This is a genomic window from Streptomyces sp. NPDC107471, assembly GCF_055582845.1.
On record NZ_JBVJPC010000010.1, the window covers coordinates 306,999 to 329,332 of the forward strand.

Consider the following 22,334-nt stretch of genomic DNA (forward strand, 5'->3'; position numbering starts at 1 on the left):
GCGGCGCTGGTGCTGGCCGGGGCGGGCGTGGTGCTCGGCCTCGCCGCCGGGCCCGCGCAGGCCGCCGAGGTGTCGTTCGCGACCCGGTGCGTGCCGCCCGCGGGTGTCGGTCTCGACCCCGTCGACGGCACCACCAAGGTGGAGATCACCGCGCCGGCCACCGCGAAGGTCGGCGACGAGATCGACGTGGTGTGGAAGTTCACCCAGGCCGCGTCCAAGAACCCGAACATCATCGACCTGCCCGCCGACTCGGTGCAGCCGACCGGCACGTTGAAGGCGGCCGGCGCGCAGAGCGCCGACATCGCGATGACCGGCCCGCGGCAGAACCCGGCGATCCCCAAGGGCGGGGACATGGTGCTGTCCGACATGAAGGGCACGCTGAAGCTGACGGCGGCCGGACAGCTCACGCTGACGCCGGGCCCGTACACGGTGAACGCGATGGGCACGAACACGGTGTGCACGCCGACGCAGACGGTGCCGAAGGCGGCGACGATCGACGTGGCCGCAGGAGACGGGACCTCGACACCGACGCCGGATCCGACGGACAGCGCCACTCCCACCCCGAGCCCGACGCCGACCCCTACCGGCACGGCCACGCCGAGCCCCAGTTCCTCCGGCGACGGGCAGACCGACTTCACGGGCAAGGCGGTCGACATCCCCTACACCTGCCAGTCGCCCCTCGGCGAGAAGAAGGCCACCTCGTCGATCCAGATCAACGCCAAGAAGGACGGCGGCAGTTACGGCCTGACCGTGCAGTTCAAGAACTCGCCCATGGACAGCCCCGCCGACATCCCCGCGAACTCGGTCAAGCCCTCCATGGACGTCCTCCTGGGCGGCGACGACACGGGCTCGGTCCACGTCGAGGGCCCCACCAACGCCGAGGCCATAAAGTCGGGCGACCCCATAGAGATCCCGGACATGACGGGCACGTACAAGCCGGGCGCCACCGGTGAGTCGACGTTGTCGCCGGGTGTCCTCACGATCGAGGCACTGGGCACCACGACCACCTGCAAGCCGGACAGCACAGCGGTCTCCCTCACCCTGACCACGCAGGAGCAGGAGGGCGGCGCCGCGGGCGGTTCCTCCGGCTCCGGCGGGACGAGCGGGACGAGCGGCTCGGGCGGTACGTCGACCGGCGGCGGCCTGGCGGCGACGGGCGCGGAGGACCACGCGGCCCTGAAGGCACTGGGTCTGGTGGCGGGCACGGCGGTGCTGCTGGGCGGCGCATTCCTCACGTTCATGCCCGGCCGCAGGAGGCTCTGAGAGCGCGGGGAACCGCGGCGGCGGGGAAACGGACGGGGCGCCGGGATCCACCAGGATCCCGGCGCCCCGCGGTTGCGGCGCTCCGGACTCAGCGCACGCTGCCCATGAGCTCCTTGACCCGGTTGCGGTACATCCACACCGCGACACCGGCGAGCACGGCGAGCGTCGCCTCCAGGGCGACGATCCCGGTCTTGTTGAGGTCGACCCCGGCGATGGAGAGCAGTCCGGTCGTCGCGTCACCCGCGGTGACCGCGAGGAACCACACGCCCATCATCTGCGAGGCGTACTTCGCGGGGGCCATCTTCGTGGTCACCGACAGACCCACCGGCGACAGCAGCAGCTCGCCCACGGTCTGCACGAAGTAGATCGCGACCAGCCACAGCGCGGCGGCCTTGTGGCCACCGTCCGCGATGGCCAGCGGCGCGAGGAACAGGAAGAAGGACGCACCGACGAGCACGAGGCCGGAGGCGAACTTCACGGCCGTGCTCGGCTCCTTGCCCCGCCGGTTCAGCGCCAGCCAGACCCAGGCGAAGACCGGGGCCAGGGCCATGATGAGGACGGGGTTGACCGACTGGTACCAGGAGACCGGGAACGTCCAGCCGAGGACGCTGTTCTCGGCGGAGGAGTCCGCGAAGATCGACAGGGTCGAGCCGCCCTGGTCGTAGATCATCCAGAACACGGCCGCGGCGACGAAGAACCAGATGTACGCGGACATCGACTTCTGCTCGGTGCGGTCCAGGTCCCTGTCCCGCTTGATGTTGACCAGCACCATCACCGGGATGATCACGCCGAGCAGGGTCAGCGGGACCAGGATCCAGTTCAGCGTGTAGTGGCCGGAGAAGCCGACGATCGCGTAGAAGACGACGGCGATGCCGGCCCAGATCGCGGCCTTGCGCAGGGTGGCGGACTTCTCGGCGTCGGACAGCGGGGTCGGGACGACGCTGGAGCGGTCGGCCAGGTGACGGCTGCCGATGAGGAACTGGGCGAGCCCCAGGGCCATGCCGACCGCGGCGAGCGCGAAGCCGAGGTGCCAGTTGACGTTCTCGCCGATGGTGCCGATGACCAGGGGGGCGGCGAAGGCGCCGAGGTTGATGCCCATGTAGAAGACCGTGAAGCCGCCGTCGCGGCGGGCGTCGTCCCGGCCCTCGTAGAGGTGGCCGACCATGGTGGAGATGTTGGCCTTCAGCAGACCGGAACCGATCGCGACCAGGCCGAGGCCGGCGTAGAAGGTGCCCGAGGAGGGCAGGGCCAGCGTGAGGTGGCCGAGCATGATCACGGCACCGGCGACGGCGACGGTCTTACGGGGACCCCACACGCGGTCGCCGAACCAGCCGCCGGGCATCGCGAGCAGGTACACCAGCGACACGTACACGGAGTAGATCGCGGTCGCGGTCGCGGCGCTGAGGTGCAGGCCGCCCGGGGCGACGAGGTACAGCGGGAGCAGTGCCCTCATGCCGTAGTAGGAGAACCTCTCCCACATCTCGGTCATGAAGAGTGTGGCCAGTCCGCGGGGGTGGCCGAAGAAGGTCTTGTCGGTACCGGGGGTGCCCGGAGTCACCGAGTCCTTCGTCAGGCTGGACGCCATGGTCGTTCCTTGCTGGTGGGGATTACCGCACACAAAAGAGACCTTCAGCGACGGATGTGCGCCAAAGGTCCCCACGTTGCGACAGGCATTGATTCACCATACGACAGGATACTGACGGAAATGGAAGGACTTGAGATCTGAATCACAGGTGGCCGTGGAACCGTACACCTGATTTCTAAGGTCCTTACAGGATTGGCACCCCATAGTCACAGGTTCACACCGGAACCGTGGAAGGTAAGAACCACGGGGTTGCGATCACACCCCAGCATCTGTCAAGCGCGGTCTACCATCAGCTCATGACCCGTGTACTGCTCGCCGAGGACGATGCGTCCATTTCGGAGCCGCTGGCCCGCGCCCTGCGCCGGGAAGGGTACGAGGTCGAGGTGCGCGAGGACGGTCCCACCGCGCTCGACGCCGGAATGCAGGGCGGTATCGACCTGGTCGTCCTCGACCTGGGTCTGCCCGGCATGGACGGCCTCGAGGTGGCCCGCCGACTGCGCGCCGAGGGCCACGCCGTACCGATCCTCATCCTGACCGCCCGCGCCGACGAGGTGGACACCGTCGTCGGTCTCGACGCGGGTGCCGACGACTACGTGACCAAGCCCTTCCGGCTCGCCGAGCTGCTCGCCCGGGTCCGGGCCCTGCTGCGGCGCGGGGCGGCCGAGCCGGCGCAGCCGCCGGCCACCCACGGGGTGCGGATCGACGTCGAGTCGCACCGGGCGTGGATGGGTGACGAGGAACTCCAGCTCACCGCCAAGGAGTTCGACCTGCTGCGGGTCCTGGTGCGGGACGCCGGCCGGGTGGTGACCCGGGACCAGCTCATGCGCGAGGTCTGGGACACCACGTGGTGGTCGTCGACCAAGACGCTCGACATGCACATCTCCTGGCTCCGCAAGAAGCTCGGCGACGACGCGGCCAACCCGCGGTACATCGCGACGGTCCGGGGCGTGGGCTTCCGCTTCGAGAAGAGCTGAACGGGTCATCGTCCGGCAGGTAACAGGTAAGAGGACATGCGCCGTCGACTGATCCAGTCCACGCTCGCCGTGGTGCTCGTGGTGATCGCCGTCTTCGGCGTCTCCCTCGTCATCGTCGAGACCCGCACCATCAGCAACAGCGCCCAGGAGCGGGTCGACTCCGAGGCGATCCGGCTGGCCGGGATCGTGGACAGCAGGCTGTTCGCCGCGGAGGACGTGACCGCGGAGATCCTGCGCGACCAGGTCGCGCAGGAACGGTACGCCGTGATCCGGATCCCCGGTAAGGACCCGATCGAGGTCGGCACCCGGCCCTCCGGTGAGGTCATCAGCTCCACCGAGAAGGGCGAGGAGGGCGAGACGGTCACCGTGCAGGAGCCGCGCTCCTCGGTGACCCGTGAGGTCGGCCGTACGCTCCTGATCATCGGCCTGGTGGCCCTGCTCGCGGTGATCGCCGCGGTGCTCCTCGCGATCCGCCAGGCCAACAAGCTGGCCTCGCCGCTGACCGACCTCGCCGAGACCGCGGAACGCCTCGGCTCCGGCGACCCGCGGCCCCGGCACAAGCGGTACGGCGTCCCCGAGCTGGACCGGGTCGCCGACGTGCTGGACTCCTCGGCCGAGCGGATCGCCCGCATGCTCACGGCGGAACGGCGCCTGGCCGCCGACGCCTCCCACCAGCTCCGTACGCCCCTGACCGCCCTGTCGATGCGTCTGGAGGAGATCACCCTCACCGACGACCCGGACACGGTGAAGGAGGAGGCGAACGTCGCGCTGACCCAGGTGGAGCGGCTGACGGACGTGGTCGAACGGCTGCTGACGAACTCCCGCGACCCCCGGGCCGGCAACGCGGTCACCTTCGACCTCGACGAGGTCATCCAGCAGCAGCTCGCGGAGTGGCGGCCCGCCTACCGCAGCGCGGGCCGGGCCATCGTCAGCTCCGGCAAGCGGCACCTCACGGCGGTCGGCACCCCGGGGGCGGTGGCCCAGGTCCTGGCCGCGCTGATCGAGAACTCCCTCATGCACGGCGGCGGCACGGTGGCGCTGCGCACCCGCGTCACCGGCAACCAGGCCGTCATCGAGGTCACCGACGAGGGCCCCGGCGTCCCCGCCGACCTCGGCGCCCGCATCTTCGAGCGCACGATCAGCGGCCGCAACTCCACGGGCATCGGCCTCGCGGTCGCCCGAGACCTCGCGGAGGCCGACGGCGGCCGCCTGGAAATGCTCCAGGCCCAGCCCCCGGTCTTCGGCCTCTTCCTCTCCCGCACCCCCCTGAAACCCACAGCCCCGGACGACGAGGAACCGATGGTCCGCTGAACACCGCCCACTGAACCGGCCTCGGACGGCGTCGGGTGGGCTCGGCGGTCCTCGACGGAGCACCCCCGCCCGCGGGCCGACGGCAGCCGTTCGGAGAGACGGCGTCCGCTCCCGGCCTTGCAGGGGAACCGCGCGGCGGGGGGCTTGGCAGAGCACCCCCGCCGGGCCCGATGCTGCGGGCTCCGCCCCGGCCCCCGGCCCGTTCCTCCACCCGCTGAAGGCGGCCGTGCCGCACGGCGAGCGCACGGCGCGGTGAGCTGCACGGGCTGAAGCGGGGGCACCCCGCCCGAGGGCCTGGCGCAGGCTGGCGGCGGCTGCGCGGAGAGGCGGCAGTCCCCGGCTTTGCAGGGGAATCACCTGGTGGGGGAACTGGCGACCCTTGTCAGGGTGCTCCGGCGGGGTTGTCCGAGGATGCTGCGGGTGTTGGGATCCGGGCCTGCAAGTGAACCGGGCCGGGGTCAGAGGACTCGCTGGCCCGGGTGGGACGGCTTTCTGGTGGCTGCCTGGTCGGCCTGTTCCAGGAAGGATTCCGCGCTGGCCACCGCCTCGCGGGCCGGGAGGGTCTTGAAGACCCAGCTCCGGTAGGACCAGAAGCGGAACAGGGTGGCGATGCCGATGCCGACGAACTTGAAGATGTTGCTCTGCAGGGGGCTGTCCCAGCCGAAGGCGTAGGTCGCGGTGTAGAGGATGCCGTTCTCGATGACCAGGCCGACCACGCTGAACAGCAGGAACAGGGTCAGTTCCTTCGTACGGCCGCTCTTGTCGCGGTCGCGGTACGTGAAGTAACGGAACCCTATGTAGTTGAAGACGATCGCCACCACCGTGGCGATGACGCTCGCGCGGACCACCGGAAGGTCGGTGAGGTGCCGGACCACGTTGAAGACGACGAGGTTGACCAGGAGCCCCGCTCCGCCGACCGCACCGAATTTGGCGACCTCGCGGACGATCCTCCGCAGCCCTGAGGAACCATGTCCCATGGTTGTACAGTCCCCCAGTCGGGTCGGTCAGTCGAGTGATTTCGTCAACTCAGCCATGCTAACCACCCCCCATACCCGTTGCCTGTGGATGAACTCACACACAGGGAAACCAACTGGTAAGAGGACCGGAAACAGGCGCGGAATCCAGCCGCCGTGGCGCGACCGATACCCTGGGGTCGTGACGTTCCCGGTAGTCGGCATGGTCGGCGGGGGCCAGCTCGCGCGTATGACACACGAGGCAGGCATCCCGCTCGGCATCAGGTTCAAGCTTCTCAGTGACACCCCTCAGGATTCCGCGGCGCAGGTGGTGAGCGATGTCGTCATCGGCGACTATCGCGACCTCGACACGCTGCGTGAGTTCGCGCGCGGGTGCGATGTGATCACCTTCGATCACGAACACGTACCCACCGAGCACCTCAGAGCCCTGGAGGCGGACGGCATCCCCGTGCGCCCCGGCCCCGACGCGCTCGTGCACGCCCAGGACAAGGGCGTGATGCGCGCGCGGCTCACCGCGATCGGCGTCCCGTGCCCACGGCACCGGATCGTCAGCGATCCCGAGGACGTGGCGGCCTTCGCGGCGGAGGGCGACGGCTTCCCCGTCGTCCTCAAGACCGTCCGCGGAGGCTACGACGGCAAGGGCGTGTGGGTCGTCGACTCGGTGGAGGAGGCGGCCGACCCCTTCCGGGCCGGTGTCCCGGTCCTCGCCGAGGAGAAGGTCGACTACGTCCGCGAGCTCGCCGCCAACGTCGTACGCTCGCCGCACGGCCAGGCCGTCGCCTACCCGGTCGTCGAGTCCCAGCAGGTCAACGGCGTCTGCGACACGGTGATCGCGCCCGCGCCCGACCTGGACGAAGCCCTCGCCCTCAAGGCCGAGGAGATGGCCCTCAACATCGCCAAGGAACTGGACGTCGTCGGCCACCTCGCCGTCGAGCTGTTCCAGACCCGCGACGGCCGCATCCTCGTCAACGAGCTCGCGATGCGCCCGCACAACTCGGGCCACTGGTCCATGGACGGCGCGATCACCTCGCAGTTCGCCAACCACGTCCGGGCCGTTCTCGACCTCCCGCTCGGCGATCCGCGCCCCCGCGCCAGGTGGACCGTCATGGTCAACGTCCTCGGCGGCGACTTCCCCGACATGTACTCCGCGTACCTGCACTGCATGGCCCGCGACCCCAAGCTCAAGATCCACATGTACGGCAAGGACGTGAAGCCCGGCCGCAAGGTCGGTCACGTCAACACCTACGGCGACGACCTGGACGACGTTCTCGAACGCGCACGTCACGCTGCCGGCTACCTGAGAGGCACGATCACCGAATGAGCCCCGTTGTTGGCATCGTCATGGGGTCGGACAGCGACTGGCCCGTCATGGAGGCCGCCGCCCAGGCCCTCGACGAGTTCGAGATCGACTACGAGGTCGACGTCGTCTCCGCGCACCGCATGCCCCGCGAGATGATCGCGTACGGCGAGCAGGCCGCCGAGCGGGGCCTGAAGGTGATCATCGCGGGGGCCGGAGGGGCCGCCCACCTCCCGGGCATGCTCGCCTCCGTCACCCCGCTCCCCGTCATCGGCGTCCCAGTCCCGCTGAAGTACCTCGACGGCATGGACTCGCTGCTGTCCATCGTGCAGATGCCGGCCGGCGTCCCCGTCGCGACCGTCTCCGTGGGCGGTGCCCGCAACGCCGGTCTGCTCGCGGCCCGCATCCTCGCCGCGCACGACGAGGAACTCCTCGGCCGGATGCGGGAGTTCCAGCAGGAGCTCAACGACCAGGCCACCGAGAAGGGCAAACGCCTGCGGTCCAAGGTCGAGGGCTCCAACGGCTTCGGCTTCGCCAAGTGACGGCCGCGCGTCCGCTGGAGACGACCGGGAACTCCTGCGCGAGTTCCCGGTCGTCGACGGCCACAACGACCTGCCGTGGGCCCTGCGCGAACAGGTCGGCTACGACCTCGACGCCCGTGACATCGCCACCGACCAGTCGGCCCACCTGCACACCGACCTGGCCCGGCTGCGGGCCGGCGGGGTCGGCGCGCAGTACTGGTCGGTGTACGTCCGCTCGGACCTGCCCGACGCGGTGCCGGCGACCCTGGAACAGATCGACTGCGTACGGCAGTTGATCGCGCGGTACCCGGCCGAGCTGCGGGCCGCGCTCACCGCCGCGGACATGGAGGCGGCGCGCGCGGAGGGCCGTGTCGCCTCGCTCATGGGCGCCGAGGGCGGTCACTCCATCGCCAACTCCCTCGCGACGCTACGCGCGTTGTACGCGCTGGGCGTGCGCTACATGACCCTCACCCACAACGACAACGTGGACTGGGCGGACTCCGCGACCGACGAACCCGGCGTCGGGGGGCTCTCGGCCTTCGGCCGCGCGGTGGTCCGGGAGATGAACCGCGAGGGCATGCTCGTGGACCTCTCGCACGTGGCGGCGACGACCATGCGGGACGCGCTCGACGCGACGCTCGCGCCGGTGATCTTCTCCCACTCCTCCGCGCGGGCCGTGTGCGACCACCCGCGCAACATCCCGGACGACGTCCTGGAGCGCCTGCCGGCCAACGGCGGCATGGCGATGGTGACCTTCGTGCCGAAGTTCGTCCTCCAGGCCGCCGTCGACTGGACGGCCGCGGCCGACGAGAACATGCGCGAGCACGGCTTCCACCACCTCGCGACCACCTCCGAGGCGATGGAGGTGCACCGCGCTTTCGAGGAGCGCAACCCGCGCCCGGTGGCCACGGTCTCGACGGTCGCCGACCATCTGGACCACATGCGCGAGGTGGCCGGCGTGGACCACATCGGCATCGGCGGCGACTACGACGGCACGGCGTTCACCCCGGACGGCCTGAACGACGTCTCCGGCTACCCGAACCTGATCGCCGAGCTCCTCGACCGCGGCTGGTCCCGCGCCGATCTCGCCAAGCTCACCTGGCAGAACGCGGTCCGGGTACTGGGCGCGGCGGAGGACGTGGCGCGCGAGCTCCAGGCGACGCGGGGGCCGTCCAACGCGACTCTGACCCAGCTCGACGGCTGAGCGTCCGGGGGCATTGTGGACCTGGTGGCCGGGGTGGCGCGCGGTGTCCGCACCGGGGTACCCCCGAACGCCCCGCCCACCAGGAAGCCCCCCGCGCTCCGTGCGACGGTGACCGTACGGCGATCAGGAAGATCACGACGTACGGAGCCCGTCATGGCAGATCTCCAGGACGAACTGCACCCCGCGGCCGACGCGGGAGAGCTGCCCCAGCTCTTCGAGGACATGCCGGACCCGTACACCACCGGCTCCGACCCGGACACCGCGCTCCTGGAGCGGGCCCGGGCCGTCCTCGCCGCGCACCCCGTCGCCGACGGCTACAGCGGGCTGCCCTGGGCCCTGCGGCACCTGCCCTGGTTCGACCTGGAGCTCGGCGAGAGCGCCGTGGACACGGACGTGCCGAGGCTCCGGGAGGGCCACGTGGGCGCCCTGATGTGGTCGCTGCACCTGCCCGAGGGGCTCGACGGGGACCGTGCCGTCGGCGCCACGATGGAACAGCTCGACCTGGTGAAGACCGTCGTACGCGCCCATCCCGAGGGCCTGCGCCTGGCCCGTACCGCGGGGCAGGCCACCGACGCCCGCAACTGCGGCCGCGCCGCCGTGCTGCTCGGCCCCGCGGGCGCCGCCGCCCTCGGCGACTCGCTCGGCATCCTGCGCTCCCTGCACGCCCTCGGCCTGCGCGCCCTCACGCTGACCGGGGTGACCTGGGCGAGCGGGGCGGGGCTCACCCGGTTCGGCGAGGAGGTGCTGCGCGAGATGAACCGGCTCGGGGTCCTCGCCGACCTCTCCGGCGCCTCCGAGGCCACCATCCGGCGGACCCTGGCGGTGTCCAAGGCGCCGGTGCTGTTCAGCCGCTCCGCCGCCCGCGCGCTGCGCCCCCACCCGGCCAACCTGCCCGACGACCTGCTCGCCGAGCTGGGCGCCGCCAAGGGCCTGTGCATGGTGCCGCTGACCGCCGAGCAGACCGGCCCGACGGTCCGTGACGTCGCCGACCACCTCGACCACGTGCGCGCGGTCGCGGGCGCCGCGTGCGTGGGCCTGTCCGGCACCTACGACGCCGGGACCGCCCACCCGCAGGAGCTCGGCGACGCCTCCTGCTATCCGCACCTCGTCGCCGAGCTGCTGCGCCGCGGCTGGGACGAGGCCGACCTCGCACTGCTGACCTGGGGCAATGTCCAGCGGCTGCTGCGCGAGTCCGACTTCACCGCGCGGGCGGCGCAGCAGCGGCGCGAGCCGTCCACGGCGAAGATCGCCGACCTCGACGGATGACCCGCCGCGCTAGACCGGGTCGATACGGCACAGGCAGAAGGGGTGTCCCGCCGGGTCGGCGTACACCCTGAAGTCCTCCTCGTCCTCGGCGTGCAGCAGCTTGGCGCCCAGCTCCAGCACCTTGGCCTCGGCCGCGTCGATCTCCTCCCAGGTGGTCCCGCCGTCGAAGTCGAGGTGGAACTGCTGGGAGTTGCGGTCGGCCCGCGGCCACTCGGGCGGGGTGAGGTCCGGGGCGCTCTGGAAGGCCAGCCGGGGGCCGGCGGGCACGCGCAGGACCACCCAGTCCGGGTCGTCGTCCTCCGGCGTGCCGCCCACGATCCCGGCGTAGAAGTGGGCGAGCGCGCGGGGGTCGGGGCAGTCGAGCACGACGGAACGGAAGCGTGCGACGGTCACGAGAGGTCCTCCTGGTTCGTCCGGCGGTTCAGCAGGCGCAGAGGCAGAACGGGTGCCCAGCCGGGTCCGCGTACACACGGAAGGTGCGGGAGCGGTCCTCGGTGTCCAGCGGCTTCGCCCCGAGCGCCAGCACCTCCTTCTCGGCCGCGTCCAGGTCCCGGACGGTCAGGTCGAGGTGGAACTGCTGCGAGGCGTCGGGGGCGGGCCACCGCGGCGGGACGAAACCGGGGGCGGCCTGGAAGGCCAGCGACGGTCCGCCGGGGGTCTTGAGGTCCACCCAGTCGCCCTCGCCCTCGACGCTGCCGCCGAGGACACCGGCGTAGAAACCGGCGAGCGCGCGCGGGTCGGGACAGTCCAGTACGACGGCTCCGAGTTCGGCGATGGCCATGGCTTCCTCCTTGAAGTGCGGTTACCTGTAGGAGCGGGTAACCAGTAACGGTTACCGCATGCTCCCGCATCGGAGGTAACGTCGCAAGGGAATTCCCTAGCTAGGTAGCGTGCAGCCATGAGTGAGCGATCGCCCGCGCCCGGGGGGCTGGCCCTGGTCGAGTCCCTGGTCAACACGGTGGACCTGGAGTCGGGTGCCGACGCGCTGGACTCGGCGGAGGGACGGGCGCGGTTCGGGATCGCCGAGGGCGAACTGGCGCCGGCGCGTGAGCTGCGGGAGTCGTTGCGGGCCGCCCTGCTGGCCCACGCCGGGCATCCGCCGCACCGCGCGGTGACACCGCTGGGGGAGCTGCTCGCGGCGGCGCCCCTGTTCCTCACGGTGGCCGCGTCGGACGGCTCGGCCGCGCTCGCCCCCGCGGACGCCGGGCCCCTGCTCTCCCGGGTCGCCGGCGCCGTCGCCGAGTCGCTGGTCGCGGGCACCTGGGCCCGCCTGAAGGCGTGCGAGGCCGTGGACTGCCACTGGGCGTACTACGACCGCAGCCCGGCGGGGCGGGGCCGCTGGTGCTCCATGCAGGTGTGCGGGGCCCGGGCGAAGATGCGGCGCTACCGGGCCAAGGGGTGAGGCGTCACGGTGCCCCCTCCGCGGGCGGGGTGACGGTTGTCATCCCCGACTCCTCGGAAAGCGGTTCCGGAAATGTGGTGGGGGTGTGGAGAATGGCTCCGGACGCCGTTCCGGCCGGCTGAGCCCCGGCCGGAACGGCGTTCACCCGTGCGCCGGCGACCGTGCCCGCGGAAGTCCCGCCGCTCAGGCCGTCGGGCGGCCCATCGCGCGGTACGTCCAGCCGGCCTTCCGCCACAGCGCCGGGTCCAGGGCGTTGCGGCCGTCGAGGACGACCTTCGCCGCCGCGACCTCGCCGAGGGCCGCCGGGTCCAGCTCGCGGAACTCCCGCCACTCCGTGAGGTGCAGCACGACGTCGGCGCCCCGGACGGCGTCCACGGCCGTGTCGGCGTAGCCGAGGGTCGGGAAGAGGCGGCGGGCGTTGTCCATGCCCTTGGGGTCGTAGACGGTGACCTGACCGCCCTGGAGGTGGATCTGCCCGGCGACGTTCAGCGCGGGGGAGTCGCGCACGTCGTCCGAGTCGGGCTTGAAGGTGGCGCCGAGCACCGCGACCCGCTTGCCGAGGAACGGACCGCCGCCCAGTATCTGCCGGGCCAGCTCCACCATCTGGCCGCGCTGGCGCATGTTGATCGAGTCGATCTCGCGCAGGAAGGTCAGCGCCTGGTCGGCGCCGAGCTCACCCGCACGGGCCATGAAGGCGCGGATGTCCTTGGGCAGGCAGCCGCCGCCGAAGCCGATCCCGGCCCGCAGGAACTTCTTCCCGATCCGGTCGTCGTACCCGATGGCCTCGGCCAGCTTGGCGACATCGCCGTCGGCGGCCTCGCAGACCTCCGCCATCGCGTTGATGAAGGAGATCTTCGTGGCCAGGAAGGAGTTCGCCGAGGTCTTCACCAGTTCGGCGGTCGGGAAGTCGGTCACCACGAACGGCGTGCCCTCGCCGAGCGGCGTGGCGTACACCTCGCGCAGCAGTCGCTCCGCGCGCTCGCTGCGCACGCCGACGACGATCCGGTCCGGGTGCAGCGTGTCGTCCACGGCGAAGCCCTCGCGCAGGAACTCCGGGTTCCAGGCCAGCTCGGCGTCGGCGCCCGCGGGGGAGTGGTCGGCCAGATAGCGGGCCAGCCGGTCGGCCGAGCCCACGGGCACCGTCGACTTGCCGACGACCAGGGCCGGACGGCTCAGGTGCGGGGCGAGCGAGGCGATCGCCGCGTCGACGTACGACATGTCGCAGGCGTACTCGCCGTGCCGCTGCGGGGTGTTCACGCAGACGAAGTGCACGTCGCCGAAGGCGCCCACCTCGGCGAAGTCCATGGTGAAGCGGAGCCGGCCGGTGGAGCCCTCGATCCCGGCGACGTGCTTGCGCAGCAGCTCCTCCAGGCCCGGTTCGTACATCGGGACCTCGCCGCGCTGGAGCATCTCGATCTTCTCGGGCACCACGTCGAGCCCCAGCACCTCGAAACCGAGCTCGGCCATGGCCGCGGCGTGGGTGGCGCCGAGGTAGCCGGTGCCGATCACGGTGATCTTGAGGGCCATGGAGACTCCAGAAAGGGGGACGGGCCAGTGCGCGCCCGAGCATAGTCGGAGGGCCTGACGGGCAGCTTTCCCGCTGTCGCCAAGCTCACGTATCCCTCCTGTGGGCCGGGCCCTAAAATTCGAGTTACTTAACGGTAATTAGCACAGGCATCGCAGCGTCCTTGGAGCGTGAGAGACCTTGGCCGGATCGGCTGACTTCGACCTGTACCGCCCGTCCGAGGAGCACGACATGCTCCGGGACGCCATCCGCTCGCTGGCGGAGGCGAAGATCGCGCCCCACGCCGCCGCGGTCGACGAGGAGGCCCGCTTCCCGCGCGAGGCACTGGACGCGCTGGTCGCCAACGACCTGCACGCCGTGCACGTCCCCGAGGAGTACGGCGGCGCCGGTGCCGACGCCCTGGCCACGGTCATCGTCATCGAGGAGGTCGCGCGCGTCTGCGTCAGCTCCTCCCTGATCCCCGCCGTGAACAAGCTCGGCTCGCTCCCGGTGATCCTCTCCGGTTCCGAGGACCTGAAGAAGAAGTACCTGGGCCCGCTCGCCAAGGGCGACGCGATGTTCTCCTACGCCCTCTCCGAGCCGGACGCCGGCTCGGACGCGGCCGGCATGAAGACCAAGGCGGTCCGCGACGGCGACCACTGGATCCTCAACGGCGTGAAGCGCTGGATCACCAACGCGGGCGAGTCCGAGTACTACACGGTGATGGCCGTCACCGACCCCACCAAGCGCTCCAAGGGCATCTCCGCCTTCGTCGTCGAGAAGTCCGACGAGGGCGTCTCCTTCGGCGCCCCTGAGAAGAAGCTCGGCATCAAGGGCTCCCCGACCCGCGAGGTCTACTTCGACAACGTCCGCATCCCCGCCGATCGCATGATCGGCGAGGAGGGCACCGGCTTCGCCACCGCGATGAAGACCCTCGACCACACCCGCATCACCATCGCCGCCCAGGCGCTCGGTGTCGCCCAGGGCGCCCTCGACTACGCCAAGGGCTACGTCCAGGAGCGCAAGCAGTTCGGCAAGGCCATCGCCGACTTCCAGGGCATCCAGTTCATGCTCGCCGACATGGCCATGAAGATCGCCGCCGCCCGCGCCCTGACCTACCAGGCCGCGGCCGCCTCCGAGCGCGGCGACAAGGACCTCACCTTCCAGGGCGCGGCGGCCAAGTGCTTCGCCTCGGACGTGGCCATGGAGGTCACCACGGACGCCGTCCAGCTCCTCGGCGGCTACGGCTACACCCGCGACTACCCGGTCGAGCGCATGATGCGCGACGCCAAGATCACGCAGATCTACGAGGGCACCAACCAGGTCCAGCGGATCGTGATGGCCCGCAACCTGCCGTAGCGGCCCGACCGGCCACGACCGAGCCCCCGGAGGTGTTCCGGGGGCTTCTGTCGTCCCGGGGGTGGGCGTTTCGGGGTGGATTGTCGGCGTCCGCCCGATGGCGTCCGGCGGGGCGGGGGCGTAGGACGGAAGGGCACGGGGCCCGCCCCGGGCTCCCGCGTCCCCCAGGAGGAGCCATGACCCAGGCCGAGAGCATGTCCGCGATGAGCCGGGAGATGCAGGACTGCGTGGCGGCGTGCATGGAGTGCCACAGCGTGTGCGAGGAGACCATGAGCTCCTGCATGCAGAGGGGCGGCCAGGCGCAGATGCAGATCATGCGCGCGCTCATCGACTGCGCCGACATGACCCGGATGTGCGCGGACATGATGATGCGCCGCTCGCCCCTGTCGGCGGAGATGTGCGCGATGTGCGCCAAGGCGTGCGAGATGTGCGCCGAGGCGTGCATGGCCATGCCGGACGACGCCCAGATGATGCGCTGCGCCCAGGCGTGTCGCCGCTGCGTGGACACCTGTCGCGCGATGGCGGGCACGGCGATGTGACGCTCCCCGCCGGTGCCCGCCCGGGGGCACCCCCCGAGGTGCCCCCGGCCACGGGTGCGGCAGGCTGCGGGACATGACCTCACCGGAGCACACGACACCGCCGTACAGGGACGCCACCGAGGCGTTCGACGCCGCCGAGCGCGCGATGTGGCGGGGCCGCACCGAGGCCTACGCGGGCAGCTTCGCGCGCCTGTGCGCCCGTCCCGTACCCGCCCTGCTGGACGCGGCCGGGGTCGGGGAGGGCACCCGCGTCCTCGACGTCGGCACCGGCACCGGTACGGCGGCCGTGGTGGCGCGCGACCGCGGCGCGCGGGTGAGCGCCGTGGACGCCGACGCCGGGATGGTGGCGGCGGCACGGGCCCGCGGGGTCGACGCACGCACCGCTGGGCTTCCCGAACTGCCCTACCCGGACGGCGAGTTCGACGCCGTCGTCGGCAACTTCGTCCTCAACCACGTCGGCCGCCCCCGCACCGCCCTCACCGAACTCCACCGCGTGCTGCGCCCCGGCGGCCGGATCGCCCTCACCACGTGGAGTGCCAACCGCGGCGCCGGGCAGGACCTGCTGGGCCGGGCCTGCGAGGCGGGCGGGGCCGTACCGCCGCCGTACCTCCCGCGGCTGGACCCGGCACAGGACTGGCCCCGCACACCGGAGGGGCTCACCCGGCTCCTCGCCGGGGCGGGCTTCGTGGCGGCCGGCGCGGCCGAACTCGCCTGGGACCACCGGGCCGGCGTCGAGGAGTGGTGGAGCGGTGCCGCCGGCGGTGTGGCCACCATCGGGCTCCTCGTCACCTCGCAGGACCCGGCGACGGTCGCCCGCATCCGACGGGAGTACGACCGGCTGAGCGCCGAACACACGGTGGCGGAAGGGCGGTTGGCCCTTCCGCACATCGCGCTGCTCGGTTCGGGACGGCGGGCCTAGGGCTCAGTTGCCCGAGACCGTGACCTTCTCGTCGTTGTTCAGTTCCTGCACGAGCTGCTTCACCTTCGTCTTGTCCCAGACGAGGTTGCCTCCGCTGGAGCCGGAGATCGGCATGTTCAGGGAGGTGCCGTCGCCGCCGTTGACGCCCTTCATCGCGAAGAACATGGATCCCAGGTCGTACAGGCCCATGTCCTTGTCGACGATGAGAGAGTCCAGGCCCGCGCCGAGCGTCGGGTAGAGCTTGAAGGGGTTCAGGACCGTGCCCGGGGTGGCCACCTGGTGGGCGAGGGCCGCGAGGAACTTCTGCTGGTTCTTGGTGCGCTGGAGGTCGGACGCGGCGAACGCGTGCCGGGTGCGGACGAAGGCGAGCGCCTGGTCGCCGTTGAGCGTCTGCTTGCCCGACTTGAAGTCGGCGCCGGAGTACTTGTCCTTGAACCCCTTGTCGATGTCGATCTCGACCCCGCCGACCGCGTCCACGATGCTCGCGAAGCCGGCGAAGCCGATCTCGACATAGTGGTCGATGCGCAGCCCGGTGTTGAACTCGACCGTGCGGACCAGGAGTTCGGGGCCGTCCTCGGCATAGGCGGCGTTCAGCTTCACGTGCCGGCCCGTGCCCTTGTACGTCTTGCCGGACTCGGAGCCCACGAAGGTCGGGATCTCCACGTCCGAGTCACGCGGCAGCGAGATCAGGGTGTCGCCGTTGCTGCCGGTGTGCAGGATCATCATCGAGTCGGTGCGCTTGCCCTCGGCGGAGCCGGTGTGGAGCTGCTTCTTCTGCTCGGAGGAGAGCCCGGCGCGGCTGTCGGAGCCGACGATCAGGTAGTTGGTGCCGTCGCCCTGCTCCGGCCGGTCGATGACCTTGGACAGGTCGACCTCGCGGTTGAGCTTGGAGTCGGCCCAGAAGTAGGTGCCGACGGTCGTCACGACCAGCCCGGTGATCACCACGATCGCGGTCCACTTGATCCGCTTGCGCCAGTTCGGCGCGGGCCGCGGACCCCGGCCGCCGACCGGGTCGCCTGGACCGCCGGGGCCACCGCCGCCGGGGGAGCCGTAGACCTGGCCGGTGTTGTAACCGCTGTCGTACCCGTCGTAGTCACCGTGGCCCTGGCCGTTGACGTACGACGGCTGCTGCGGCACCCCGGCGCCGTACTGCGGCGCCTGTCCGCGGCGGACCTGCCGCATCACACGGGCGCTCTCGGGCTGCGCGCCCGCGCTGCCGCGTCCGTACCGGTCGCCGCGGTTGTCGCCGGACCATCCCTCGGGCCAATCGTTCATGGGCCCCAGTGTGCAGGTACCCGCTGTGCCCTATACAAGGGTCGTCGGAAAATCAGGGCACCGCTGTTGCGAAGCTGACACAAATTCCCGAATTGTCATCAGGCATAGGGTGGGGGGCATGACAGACCAGGCCATCGCCGCACCCCAGGGCGCCCCGGAGATCCCGGGCAAGCCCACCTCGGCGTCCCGCACCACGCTGAGCCACATCATGACCCAGGCCGACACCAACCTCCTCGGCACCGTGCACGGTGGCGTGATCATGAAGTTGGTGGACGACGCGGCCGGCGCGGTGGCCGGGCGGCACAGCGGCGGGCCCGCCGTCACCGCGTCCATGGACGAGATGGCGTTCCTGGAGCCGGTCCGGGTGGGCGACCTCGTCCATGTGAAGGCCCAGGTCAACTGGACCGGCCGGACCTCGATGGAGGTCGGCGTGCGCGTCCTCGCCGAGCGCTGGAACGAATCCACGCCCGCGACCCAGGTCGGCTCCGCCTACCTCGTGTTCGCCGCGGTCGACGCCGACGGCAAGCCCCGCCGGGTCCCGCCGGTGCTCCCGGAGACGGAGCGGGACGAGCGGCGCTACCAGGAGGCCCAGATCCGCCGCACGCACCGCCTCGCCCGCCGTCGCGCGATCATGGAACTGCGCGAGAAGCGCGCCGCGGAGGGCTTCGAGGACTGAGCCGGCACCGGCCCGGATCCTCGGGGTGACCGATGTCACCCGCTCCCTACACGCACCCCACCTCGTCGCCCGTCACCACGCCGGACTCCCCCTGCAGCTCGTCCTCGGCGCGTACCTTGCGCACGCGTTCGAAGTCGGCGCCCGCGAGCACCTTGAGCACCGCTCCCTGGCCGTTGACCGCGCGCAGCTCGCTGCCGGGGAGGGCCGCCGCCAGGGAGCGGGCCGAGCGGTCCCAGCGGGGGTCGTAGGCGATGACCGTGCGCTTCAGGGTGCGGTCGGCGGAGTTCACCGGCTCGCCCGTCGTGCGGAAGCCCGTCGCAGCCAGTGCCGCGTCCACCCGCTTGCCGAGGCCGCCCGTCGCCGTGCCGTTCTCGACCTGGACGCGGATCTGCTGCGGGGACACCGGCACCAGCAGCGCCTTGCTCTTCGGCTTGTACGCGACCAGCGGCCGGTCCTCGCGCAGGGCCTTGAACAGCCGCGCCGACTTCACGGGGTCCCACTTCAGCGTCGAGCCGACGCCCTTGACGGCGTATCCCATCTGCCCGATCGGCACGGTGGTGAACTCCGACGAGGAGGGGGAGAAGTTCCGCATGGCACGGCCCAGGTCGAGCAACTCGTCCGTGCCGAAGCCCTTGTCGGCCCGCACCGACCCGAGGACGGCCCGCGCCACGTCGCGGAACCGCATCGGGTTCAGCAGGACGCCGGAGGACGTGGCCCGCTCGATCAGCGCCGCCAGGAACCGCTGCTGACGCTTCATCCGGCCGAGGTCGGAGGAGCCGTCGGCGTGCCGGGAGCGGACGTACTGGAGTGCCTGCCCGCCCATCAGCCGGTGCCGGCCCGCCGCGAGGTCGAGCCCGGTGTACGCGTCCTTCAGCGGGTCGGCGTTGCAGATCTCGACCCCGCCGAGCACGTCCACCGTCTTCATGAAGCTGGTGAAGTCGACCTCCAGGTAATGGTCGATCTTCACATGGGTCATCTCCTCCACGGTCCGGACCGTCAGCGGCGGCCCGCCCTCCGCGTACGCCGCGTTGATCTTGAGGGCGTGTCCGCGGTGGTGTTCCCCGGTCGTCTCGTCGACGTGCGCCGGTGTCGTCGCGTACGAGTCCCGCGGCAGGCTCACCACGCTCGCCCGCTCCCGGTCCTCCGAGATGTGCACGATCATGATCGTGTCGGTGCAGTGGCAGGGCGCTCCGCCCAGCCGGTACCTGAGCCGCTCCGCCTCGGTGATCCGGTCGCGGCCGTCGGTGCCGACCAGCAGCACGTTCATGCCGTGTCCGGCGCGCGGCCGGTTCTTCATGTCCTTGAAGGGGTCCACGCGCTTGATGTCCGCGTCGAGGCTGGTCATCACCGCGTGCCCGATCCCGGCGGACGCCAGCACGACGACGGACAGCGTGGTCGCCGCCCGCATGGCCCAGCGGGGCCGTCGGCGCGGCGCCGGCGGCCGGACGGGCCGCCGCCGCGGGGGACGAGGGCGGGCGGCGGAGGGCCGTGGGGGCGTGGCGGGCATGGGGGGACACCTCCGCGAGGAACAGCCGAACGAGGGATCCTGAGCACCGTAGGCCCATACGATCTGCCGCCCGGTGCACCGGCGCCGGTGGCGCGCAACGGTGTCCCCCGTTCGCGGTAACGTGAGCCCCCTATGAACGCCAAGCCCGACGTGCAGCTCCCCGCCGTGTCTGTGATCATGCCCGTCCTCAACGAGGAACGGCATCTGCGCGGAGCCGTCCAAGCGATCCTCGCGCAGGAGTACGCCGGCGAGATGGAGGTCGTGATCGCCCTCGGTCCGTCCACGGACCGCACGGACGAGATCGCCGCCGAGCTCGTCGCGGAAGACGCGCGCGTGCACACCGTCCCGAACCCCACCGGCCGCACCCCCGCAGCCCTCAACGCCGCGATCAAGGCATCCCGCCACCCGATCGTCGTCCGCGTCGACGGGCACGGCATGCTCTCGCCGAACTACATCGCGACCGCTGTACGTCTCCTGGAGGAGACCGGCGCGCAGAACGTCGGCGGCATCATGCACGCCGAGGGCGAGAACGACTGGGAGCACGCGGTCGCCGCCGCGATGACCTCGAAGATCGGCGTCGGCAACGCGGCCTTCCACACCGGTGGTCAGGCCCAGGCCGCCGAGACCGTGTACCTCGGGGTGTTCCGGCGCGAGGCGCTGGAGCAACAGGGCGGCTACAACGAGGAGTTCATCCGCGCCCAGGACTGGGAGCTCAACTTCCGGATCAGGGAGGCGGGAGGGCTCATCTGGTTCTCGCCCGAGCTCAGGGTGTCGTACCGCCCGAGGCCGAGCGTGAAGGCCCTCGCCAAGCAGTACAAGGACTACGGCCGCTGGCGGCACGTCGTCGCCCGCTACCACGAGGGCTCCATCAACCTGCGCTACCTCGCCCCGCCGACCGCGGTGTGCGCGATCGCGGCCGGGGTCGTGGTCGGCGCCGCGCTGACCCCGCTCGGCTTCGTGGTCCCCGGCGGCTACCTCGCGGCGATCGTCCTGGGCTCGCTGCCCGCGGGCAGGGGGCTGCCGCTGAAGGCCCGGCTCCAGATCCCGGTCGCCCTCGCCACCATGCACATGTCGTGGGGCTACGGCTTCCTGACCAGCCCGCGCTCCCTGGCCAGGCGGGTCATAGCCTCCCGGCGGCCCGCCGTTCCGAACAAGGTGTGAGAGCGGCGCCCCTCAGGTCCGAGGGGCGCCCCCGTCACCAGGTGAAGCCCGGGTTGACGTGCATGCAGGCCGAGTCGTCGGCGCCGTTCAGGGCCTCCGCGGTCTTCGGGGTCGTGTCGTCCTCCTTGGGCGCCTTGTACGCCGTACCCTCGCGCCAGTCGGCGCCCACGACGAGGGTGACCCCGGAGACGTCGGTCGACTTCTTCACCGAACTCATCGGGATGCCCAGGGACTTGGCGACCGCCTGGGCGTCGCCCTCCAGTTCCGCGCTCGGGTAGCGCACCACGGTCCGCTCCTCGGAGAGCGACGCGGAACGGTCGGAGACCGCCTTGCCGAAGCCCTTGTCGACCAGCAGGCCGGCCACCGTGCTCGCGCGCCCGCTCGCCGCGGCCAGGCTGTCGGTGCGGGTGCCGTTCTGGACCAGGACCCCGATCTCGTCCTTCGCGGCGGCCGGGTCGTCGGAGGCCTCCTCCGCCTTCTGCGCGGTCGCCTCCTTCGTGTCCTTGCCGTCCAGCGCGATGTCGTCGCGCACCAGCCGGAAGAGCTGCTCGGCGTCCTCGGTGGGTTCCACGCGCGCGCCGACGTACCGGTTCGGCATGGTCGTCATGGTGATGCGCTCCGGCTCCACCCTGCGCAGCTCGTTGCTGAGGTCGTAGAGCTTCTTCACGGTGCCGAGCCCCGAGTCGACGGTGAGGGCGCTCGTGGCCTGCTCGGCCAGCTTGCGCAGTTTGTTCGGGCTGCTCAGGGTGGCGTTGGCGCGCAGCTCGCGGACCATCGAGTTCATGTACATGTGCTGGGCCTTGGCGCGGGCGAGGTCGCTGCCGTCCTCGAAGCCGTAGCGGGTGCGCAGCCACTGCAGCGCCTGCTCGCCCTTGACGGACGTGGTGCCCTTCTCCAGCTTGAGGCCCGAACCGTGCCCCTGGCTGTCCCGCGAGTGGATGTTGGCGTCCACGCAGACCGGCACCCCGCCGACGGCGTCGGCCATGGACACCACGCCGGCGAAGTCGACCATCACGAAGTGGTCGATGTGGATGCCGGTGAGCTCCTGCCAGGTGGCCACCGTGCAGCCCGGACCGCCGTGGCCGAGGCTCTGGTTGGTCATCACCCGCCCGTCGCTCGCCGCGTACACCTTGCCGTCGTCCGGGTCGGTGCACTTGGGGATCTTGACGAGGGTGTCGCGGGGCATGCTGACGACCGAGAGGTTGGTGCGGTCGGCGGACAGGTGCAGCAGCATCTGCACGTCCGCGAGCGGAGTGGAGCCGAAGGTCTCCTTGGCGCCGCCGAGTTCCTGGTTCTCCTTGCTGTCGCGGGCGTCGGAGCCGATCAGCAGGATGTTCAGCGGGGTCTGGCCCGCGGCGTTCGGCGTCGGCTCGGCGACCTTGTTGTCACCGAGGTTCAGGTCGTCCTGCTCGATGTTGGCGTTCAGGTGCCGGTAGTAGACGTAGCCGGTCCCGCCCGCCGCGAGTATCAGCACCGCGAGTGTCGCCGCGGACCACCGGAGCAGCCGGTGCTTGCGCGGTGCCCTGCGGCTGCCCTGCCCGCCGTCCCCCTCGGTCGCCGGCGCCGCTTCCTGCACGCTGTATTGCGTTGTCAACGT

The 22,334-nt window shown here is 71.1% G+C and carries 21 protein-coding genes; 13 read left to right on the forward strand and 8 right to left on the reverse strand.

Annotation, left to right across the window (positions count from 1 at the left end):
* Nucleotides 1–9 precede the first annotated feature (9 nt).
* Nucleotides 10–1,263, forward strand: a complete 1,254-nt coding sequence (locus ACZ66S_RS31710) for a hypothetical protein (RefSeq protein WP_469905033.1) — start codon at nt 10–12, stop codon at nt 1,261–1,263.
* A gap of 88 nt (nt 1,264–1,351) precedes the next feature.
* Here the strand turns inward: ACZ66S_RS31710 and ACZ66S_RS31715 are convergent, their stop codons facing one another.
* Nucleotides 1,352–2,848 (reverse strand): oligopeptide:H+ symporter, encoded by a 1,497-nt coding sequence (locus tag ACZ66S_RS31715; protein ID WP_469904984.1) that lies wholly within the window; start codon nt 2,846–2,848, stop codon nt 1,352–1,354.
* A gap of 296 nt (nt 2,849–3,144) precedes the next feature.
* Between ACZ66S_RS31715 and ACZ66S_RS31720 the strand changes: the two genes are divergently transcribed.
* Complete coding sequence (locus tag ACZ66S_RS31720; protein ID WP_007382513.1) at nt 3,145–3,822, forward strand: response regulator transcription factor; 678 nt, start codon at nt 3,145–3,147, stop codon at nt 3,820–3,822.
* Between the two features lie 36 nt (nt 3,823–3,858).
* Nucleotides 3,859–5,133 (forward strand): ATP-binding protein, encoded by a 1,275-nt coding sequence (locus ACZ66S_RS31725; RefSeq protein WP_469904985.1) that lies wholly within the window; start codon nt 3,859–3,861, stop codon nt 5,131–5,133.
* Between the two features lie 458 nt (nt 5,134–5,591).
* On the opposite strand, the gene ACZ66S_RS31730 is transcribed toward ACZ66S_RS31725, so the two are convergent.
* Nucleotides 5,592–6,110 (reverse strand): GtrA family protein, encoded by a 519-nt coding sequence (locus ACZ66S_RS31730; RefSeq protein ID WP_469904986.1) that lies wholly within the window; start codon nt 6,108–6,110, stop codon nt 5,592–5,594.
* A gap of 178 nt (nt 6,111–6,288) precedes the next feature.
* Here ACZ66S_RS31730 and ACZ66S_RS31735 point away from each other — a divergent pair, with 178 nt between their 5' ends.
* The 4 genes from ACZ66S_RS31735 to ACZ66S_RS31750 all read left to right on the forward strand — a co-directional run bounded on the left by ACZ66S_RS31735 (nt 6,289) and on the right by ACZ66S_RS31750 (nt 10,395).
* Nucleotides 6,289–7,428: a 5-(carboxyamino)imidazole ribonucleotide synthase gene (locus ACZ66S_RS31735; protein WP_469904987.1), complete on the forward strand. Its 1,140-nt coding sequence runs from the start codon at nt 6,289–6,291 to the stop codon at nt 7,426–7,428.
* A 20-nt stretch (nt 7,429–7,448) separates the two neighbouring features.
* A complete protein-coding gene (purE, locus tag ACZ66S_RS31740) occupies nt 7,449–7,946 on the forward strand; it encodes a 5-(carboxyamino)imidazole ribonucleotide mutase (RefSeq protein WP_469905034.1) in 498 nt (165 codons plus the stop codon).
* Nucleotides 7,947–7,980: 34 nt separating this feature from the next.
* On the forward strand, nt 7,981–9,129 hold the full coding sequence (locus ACZ66S_RS31745) for a dipeptidase (RefSeq protein ID WP_469905035.1): 1,149 nt from the start codon (nt 7,981–7,983) through the stop codon (nt 9,127–9,129).
* A 153-nt stretch (nt 9,130–9,282) separates the two neighbouring features.
* Entirely contained in the window at nt 9,283–10,395 is a 1,113-nt protein-coding gene (locus tag ACZ66S_RS31750) for a dipeptidase (protein ID WP_469904988.1), read from the forward strand.
* Nucleotides 10,396–10,404: 9 nt separating this feature from the next.
* On the opposite strand, the gene ACZ66S_RS31755 is transcribed toward ACZ66S_RS31750, so the two are convergent.
* On the reverse strand, nt 10,405–10,788 hold the full coding sequence (locus tag ACZ66S_RS31755; protein WP_469904989.1) for a VOC family protein: 384 nt from the start codon (nt 10,786–10,788) through the stop codon (nt 10,405–10,407).
* Between the two features lie 28 nt (nt 10,789–10,816).
* Nucleotides 10,817–11,176, reverse strand: coding sequence for a VOC family protein (locus ACZ66S_RS31760; RefSeq protein ID WP_469904990.1), 360 nt, complete (start codon nt 11,174–11,176; stop codon nt 10,817–10,819).
* A 117-nt stretch (nt 11,177–11,293) separates the two neighbouring features.
* On the opposite strand from ACZ66S_RS31760, the gene ACZ66S_RS31765 reads away from it, so the two are divergent.
* The gene (locus tag ACZ66S_RS31765; protein ID WP_469904991.1) at nt 11,294–11,797 is read left to right on the forward strand and encodes a CGNR zinc finger domain-containing protein; all 504 of its coding nucleotides are present in this window, start codon (nt 11,294–11,296) and stop codon (nt 11,795–11,797) included.
* Between the two features lie 183 nt (nt 11,798–11,980).
* Here ACZ66S_RS31765 and ACZ66S_RS31770 read toward each other — a convergent pair whose 3' ends face one another.
* Nucleotides 11,981–13,324 (reverse strand): UDP-glucose dehydrogenase family protein, encoded by a 1,344-nt coding sequence (locus ACZ66S_RS31770; protein ID WP_469904992.1) that lies wholly within the window; start codon nt 13,322–13,324, stop codon nt 11,981–11,983.
* 178 nt (nt 13,325–13,502) lie between these two features.
* Between ACZ66S_RS31770 and ACZ66S_RS31775 the strand changes: the two genes are divergently transcribed.
* The 3 genes from ACZ66S_RS31775 to ACZ66S_RS31785 all read left to right on the forward strand — a co-directional run bounded on the left by ACZ66S_RS31775 (nt 13,503) and on the right by ACZ66S_RS31785 (nt 16,118).
* On the forward strand, nt 13,503–14,660 hold the full coding sequence (locus ACZ66S_RS31775; protein WP_469904993.1) for an acyl-CoA dehydrogenase: 1,158 nt from the start codon (nt 13,503–13,505) through the stop codon (nt 14,658–14,660).
* Nucleotides 14,661–14,836: 176 nt separating this feature from the next.
* Nucleotides 14,837–15,199 carry a four-helix bundle copper-binding protein gene (locus ACZ66S_RS31780; RefSeq protein WP_469904994.1) on the forward strand — a complete coding sequence of 121 codons (363 nt, stop codon included), beginning with the start codon at nt 14,837–14,839 and terminating at the stop codon, nt 15,197–15,199.
* 73 nt (nt 15,200–15,272) lie between these two features.
* The gene (locus ACZ66S_RS31785; protein WP_469904995.1) at nt 15,273–16,118 is read left to right on the forward strand and encodes a class I SAM-dependent methyltransferase; all 846 of its coding nucleotides are present in this window, start codon (nt 15,273–15,275) and stop codon (nt 16,116–16,118) included.
* Nucleotides 16,119–16,121: 3 nt separating this feature from the next.
* On the opposite strand, the gene ACZ66S_RS31790 is transcribed toward ACZ66S_RS31785, so the two are convergent.
* The gene (locus ACZ66S_RS31790) at nt 16,122–17,393 is read right to left on the reverse strand and encodes an LCP family protein (RefSeq protein ID WP_469904996.1); all 1,272 of its coding nucleotides are present in this window, start codon (nt 17,391–17,393) and stop codon (nt 16,122–16,124) included.
* A gap of 118 nt (nt 17,394–17,511) precedes the next feature.
* Between ACZ66S_RS31790 and ACZ66S_RS31795 the strand changes: the two genes are divergently transcribed.
* The gene (locus ACZ66S_RS31795) at nt 17,512–18,069 is read left to right on the forward strand and encodes an acyl-CoA thioesterase (protein WP_469904997.1); all 558 of its coding nucleotides are present in this window, start codon (nt 17,512–17,514) and stop codon (nt 18,067–18,069) included.
* Between the two features lie 46 nt (nt 18,070–18,115).
* Here ACZ66S_RS31795 and ACZ66S_RS31800 read toward each other — a convergent pair whose 3' ends face one another.
* Nucleotides 18,116–19,576 (reverse strand): LCP family protein, encoded by a 1,461-nt coding sequence (locus tag ACZ66S_RS31800; RefSeq protein ID WP_469904998.1) that lies wholly within the window; start codon nt 19,574–19,576, stop codon nt 18,116–18,118.
* Between the two features lie 132 nt (nt 19,577–19,708).
* Here ACZ66S_RS31800 and ACZ66S_RS31805 point away from each other — a divergent pair, with 132 nt between their 5' ends.
* A complete protein-coding gene (locus ACZ66S_RS31805) occupies nt 19,709–20,737 on the forward strand; it encodes a glycosyltransferase family 2 protein (protein ID WP_469904999.1) in 1,029 nt (342 codons plus the stop codon).
* Nucleotides 20,738–20,771: 34 nt separating this feature from the next.
* Here ACZ66S_RS31805 and ACZ66S_RS31810 read toward each other — a convergent pair whose 3' ends face one another.
* Nucleotides 20,772–22,313 (reverse strand): LCP family protein, encoded by a 1,542-nt coding sequence (locus tag ACZ66S_RS31810; RefSeq protein WP_469905036.1) that lies wholly within the window; start codon nt 22,311–22,313, stop codon nt 20,772–20,774.
* Between the last annotated feature and the right edge of the window lie 21 nt (nt 22,314–22,334).

Excerpts from the sequence above, each read along its gene's own strand:
- ACZ66S_RS31720 (WP_007382513.1), top strand. The coding sequence starts at position 3,145 with ATGACCCGTGTACTGCTCGCCGAGGACGATGCGTCCATTTCGGAGCCG.
- ACZ66S_RS31760 (WP_469904990.1), bottom strand. The coding sequence starts at position 11,176 with ATGGCCATCGCCGAACTCGGAGCCGTCGTACTGGACTGTCCCGACCCG.
- ACZ66S_RS31800 (WP_469904998.1), bottom strand. The coding sequence starts at position 19,576 with ATGCCCGCCACGCCCCCACGGCCCTCCGCCGCCCGCCCTCGTCCCCCG.
- ACZ66S_RS31750 (WP_469904988.1), top strand. The coding sequence starts at position 9,283 with ATGGCAGATCTCCAGGACGAACTGCACCCCGCGGCCGACGCGGGAGAG.
- ACZ66S_RS31780 (WP_469904994.1), top strand. The coding sequence starts at position 14,837 with ATGACCCAGGCCGAGAGCATGTCCGCGATGAGCCGGGAGATGCAGGAC.
- ACZ66S_RS31770 (WP_469904992.1), bottom strand. The coding sequence starts at position 13,324 with ATGGCCCTCAAGATCACCGTGATCGGCACCGGCTACCTCGGCGCCACC.
- ACZ66S_RS31790 (WP_469904996.1), bottom strand. The coding sequence starts at position 17,393 with ATGAACGATTGGCCCGAGGGATGGTCCGGCGACAACCGCGGCGACCGG.
- ACZ66S_RS31730 (WP_469904986.1), bottom strand. The coding sequence starts at position 6,110 with ATGGGACATGGTTCCTCAGGGCTGCGGAGGATCGTCCGCGAGGTCGCC.
- ACZ66S_RS31805 (WP_469904999.1), top strand. The coding sequence starts at position 19,709 with ATGAACGCCAAGCCCGACGTGCAGCTCCCCGCCGTGTCTGTGATCATG.
- ACZ66S_RS31765 (WP_469904991.1), top strand. The coding sequence starts at position 11,294 with ATGAGTGAGCGATCGCCCGCGCCCGGGGGGCTGGCCCTGGTCGAGTCC.
- ACZ66S_RS31795 (WP_469904997.1), top strand. The coding sequence starts at position 17,512 with ATGACAGACCAGGCCATCGCCGCACCCCAGGGCGCCCCGGAGATCCCG.
- ACZ66S_RS31785 (WP_469904995.1), top strand. The coding sequence starts at position 15,273 with ATGACCTCACCGGAGCACACGACACCGCCGTACAGGGACGCCACCGAG.
- purE (WP_469905034.1), top strand. The coding sequence starts at position 7,449 with ATGGGGTCGGACAGCGACTGGCCCGTCATGGAGGCCGCCGCCCAGGCC.
- ACZ66S_RS31715 (WP_469904984.1), bottom strand. The coding sequence starts at position 2,848 with ATGGCGTCCAGCCTGACGAAGGACTCGGTGACTCCGGGCACCCCCGGT.
- ACZ66S_RS31725 (WP_469904985.1), top strand. The coding sequence starts at position 3,859 with ATGCGCCGTCGACTGATCCAGTCCACGCTCGCCGTGGTGCTCGTGGTG.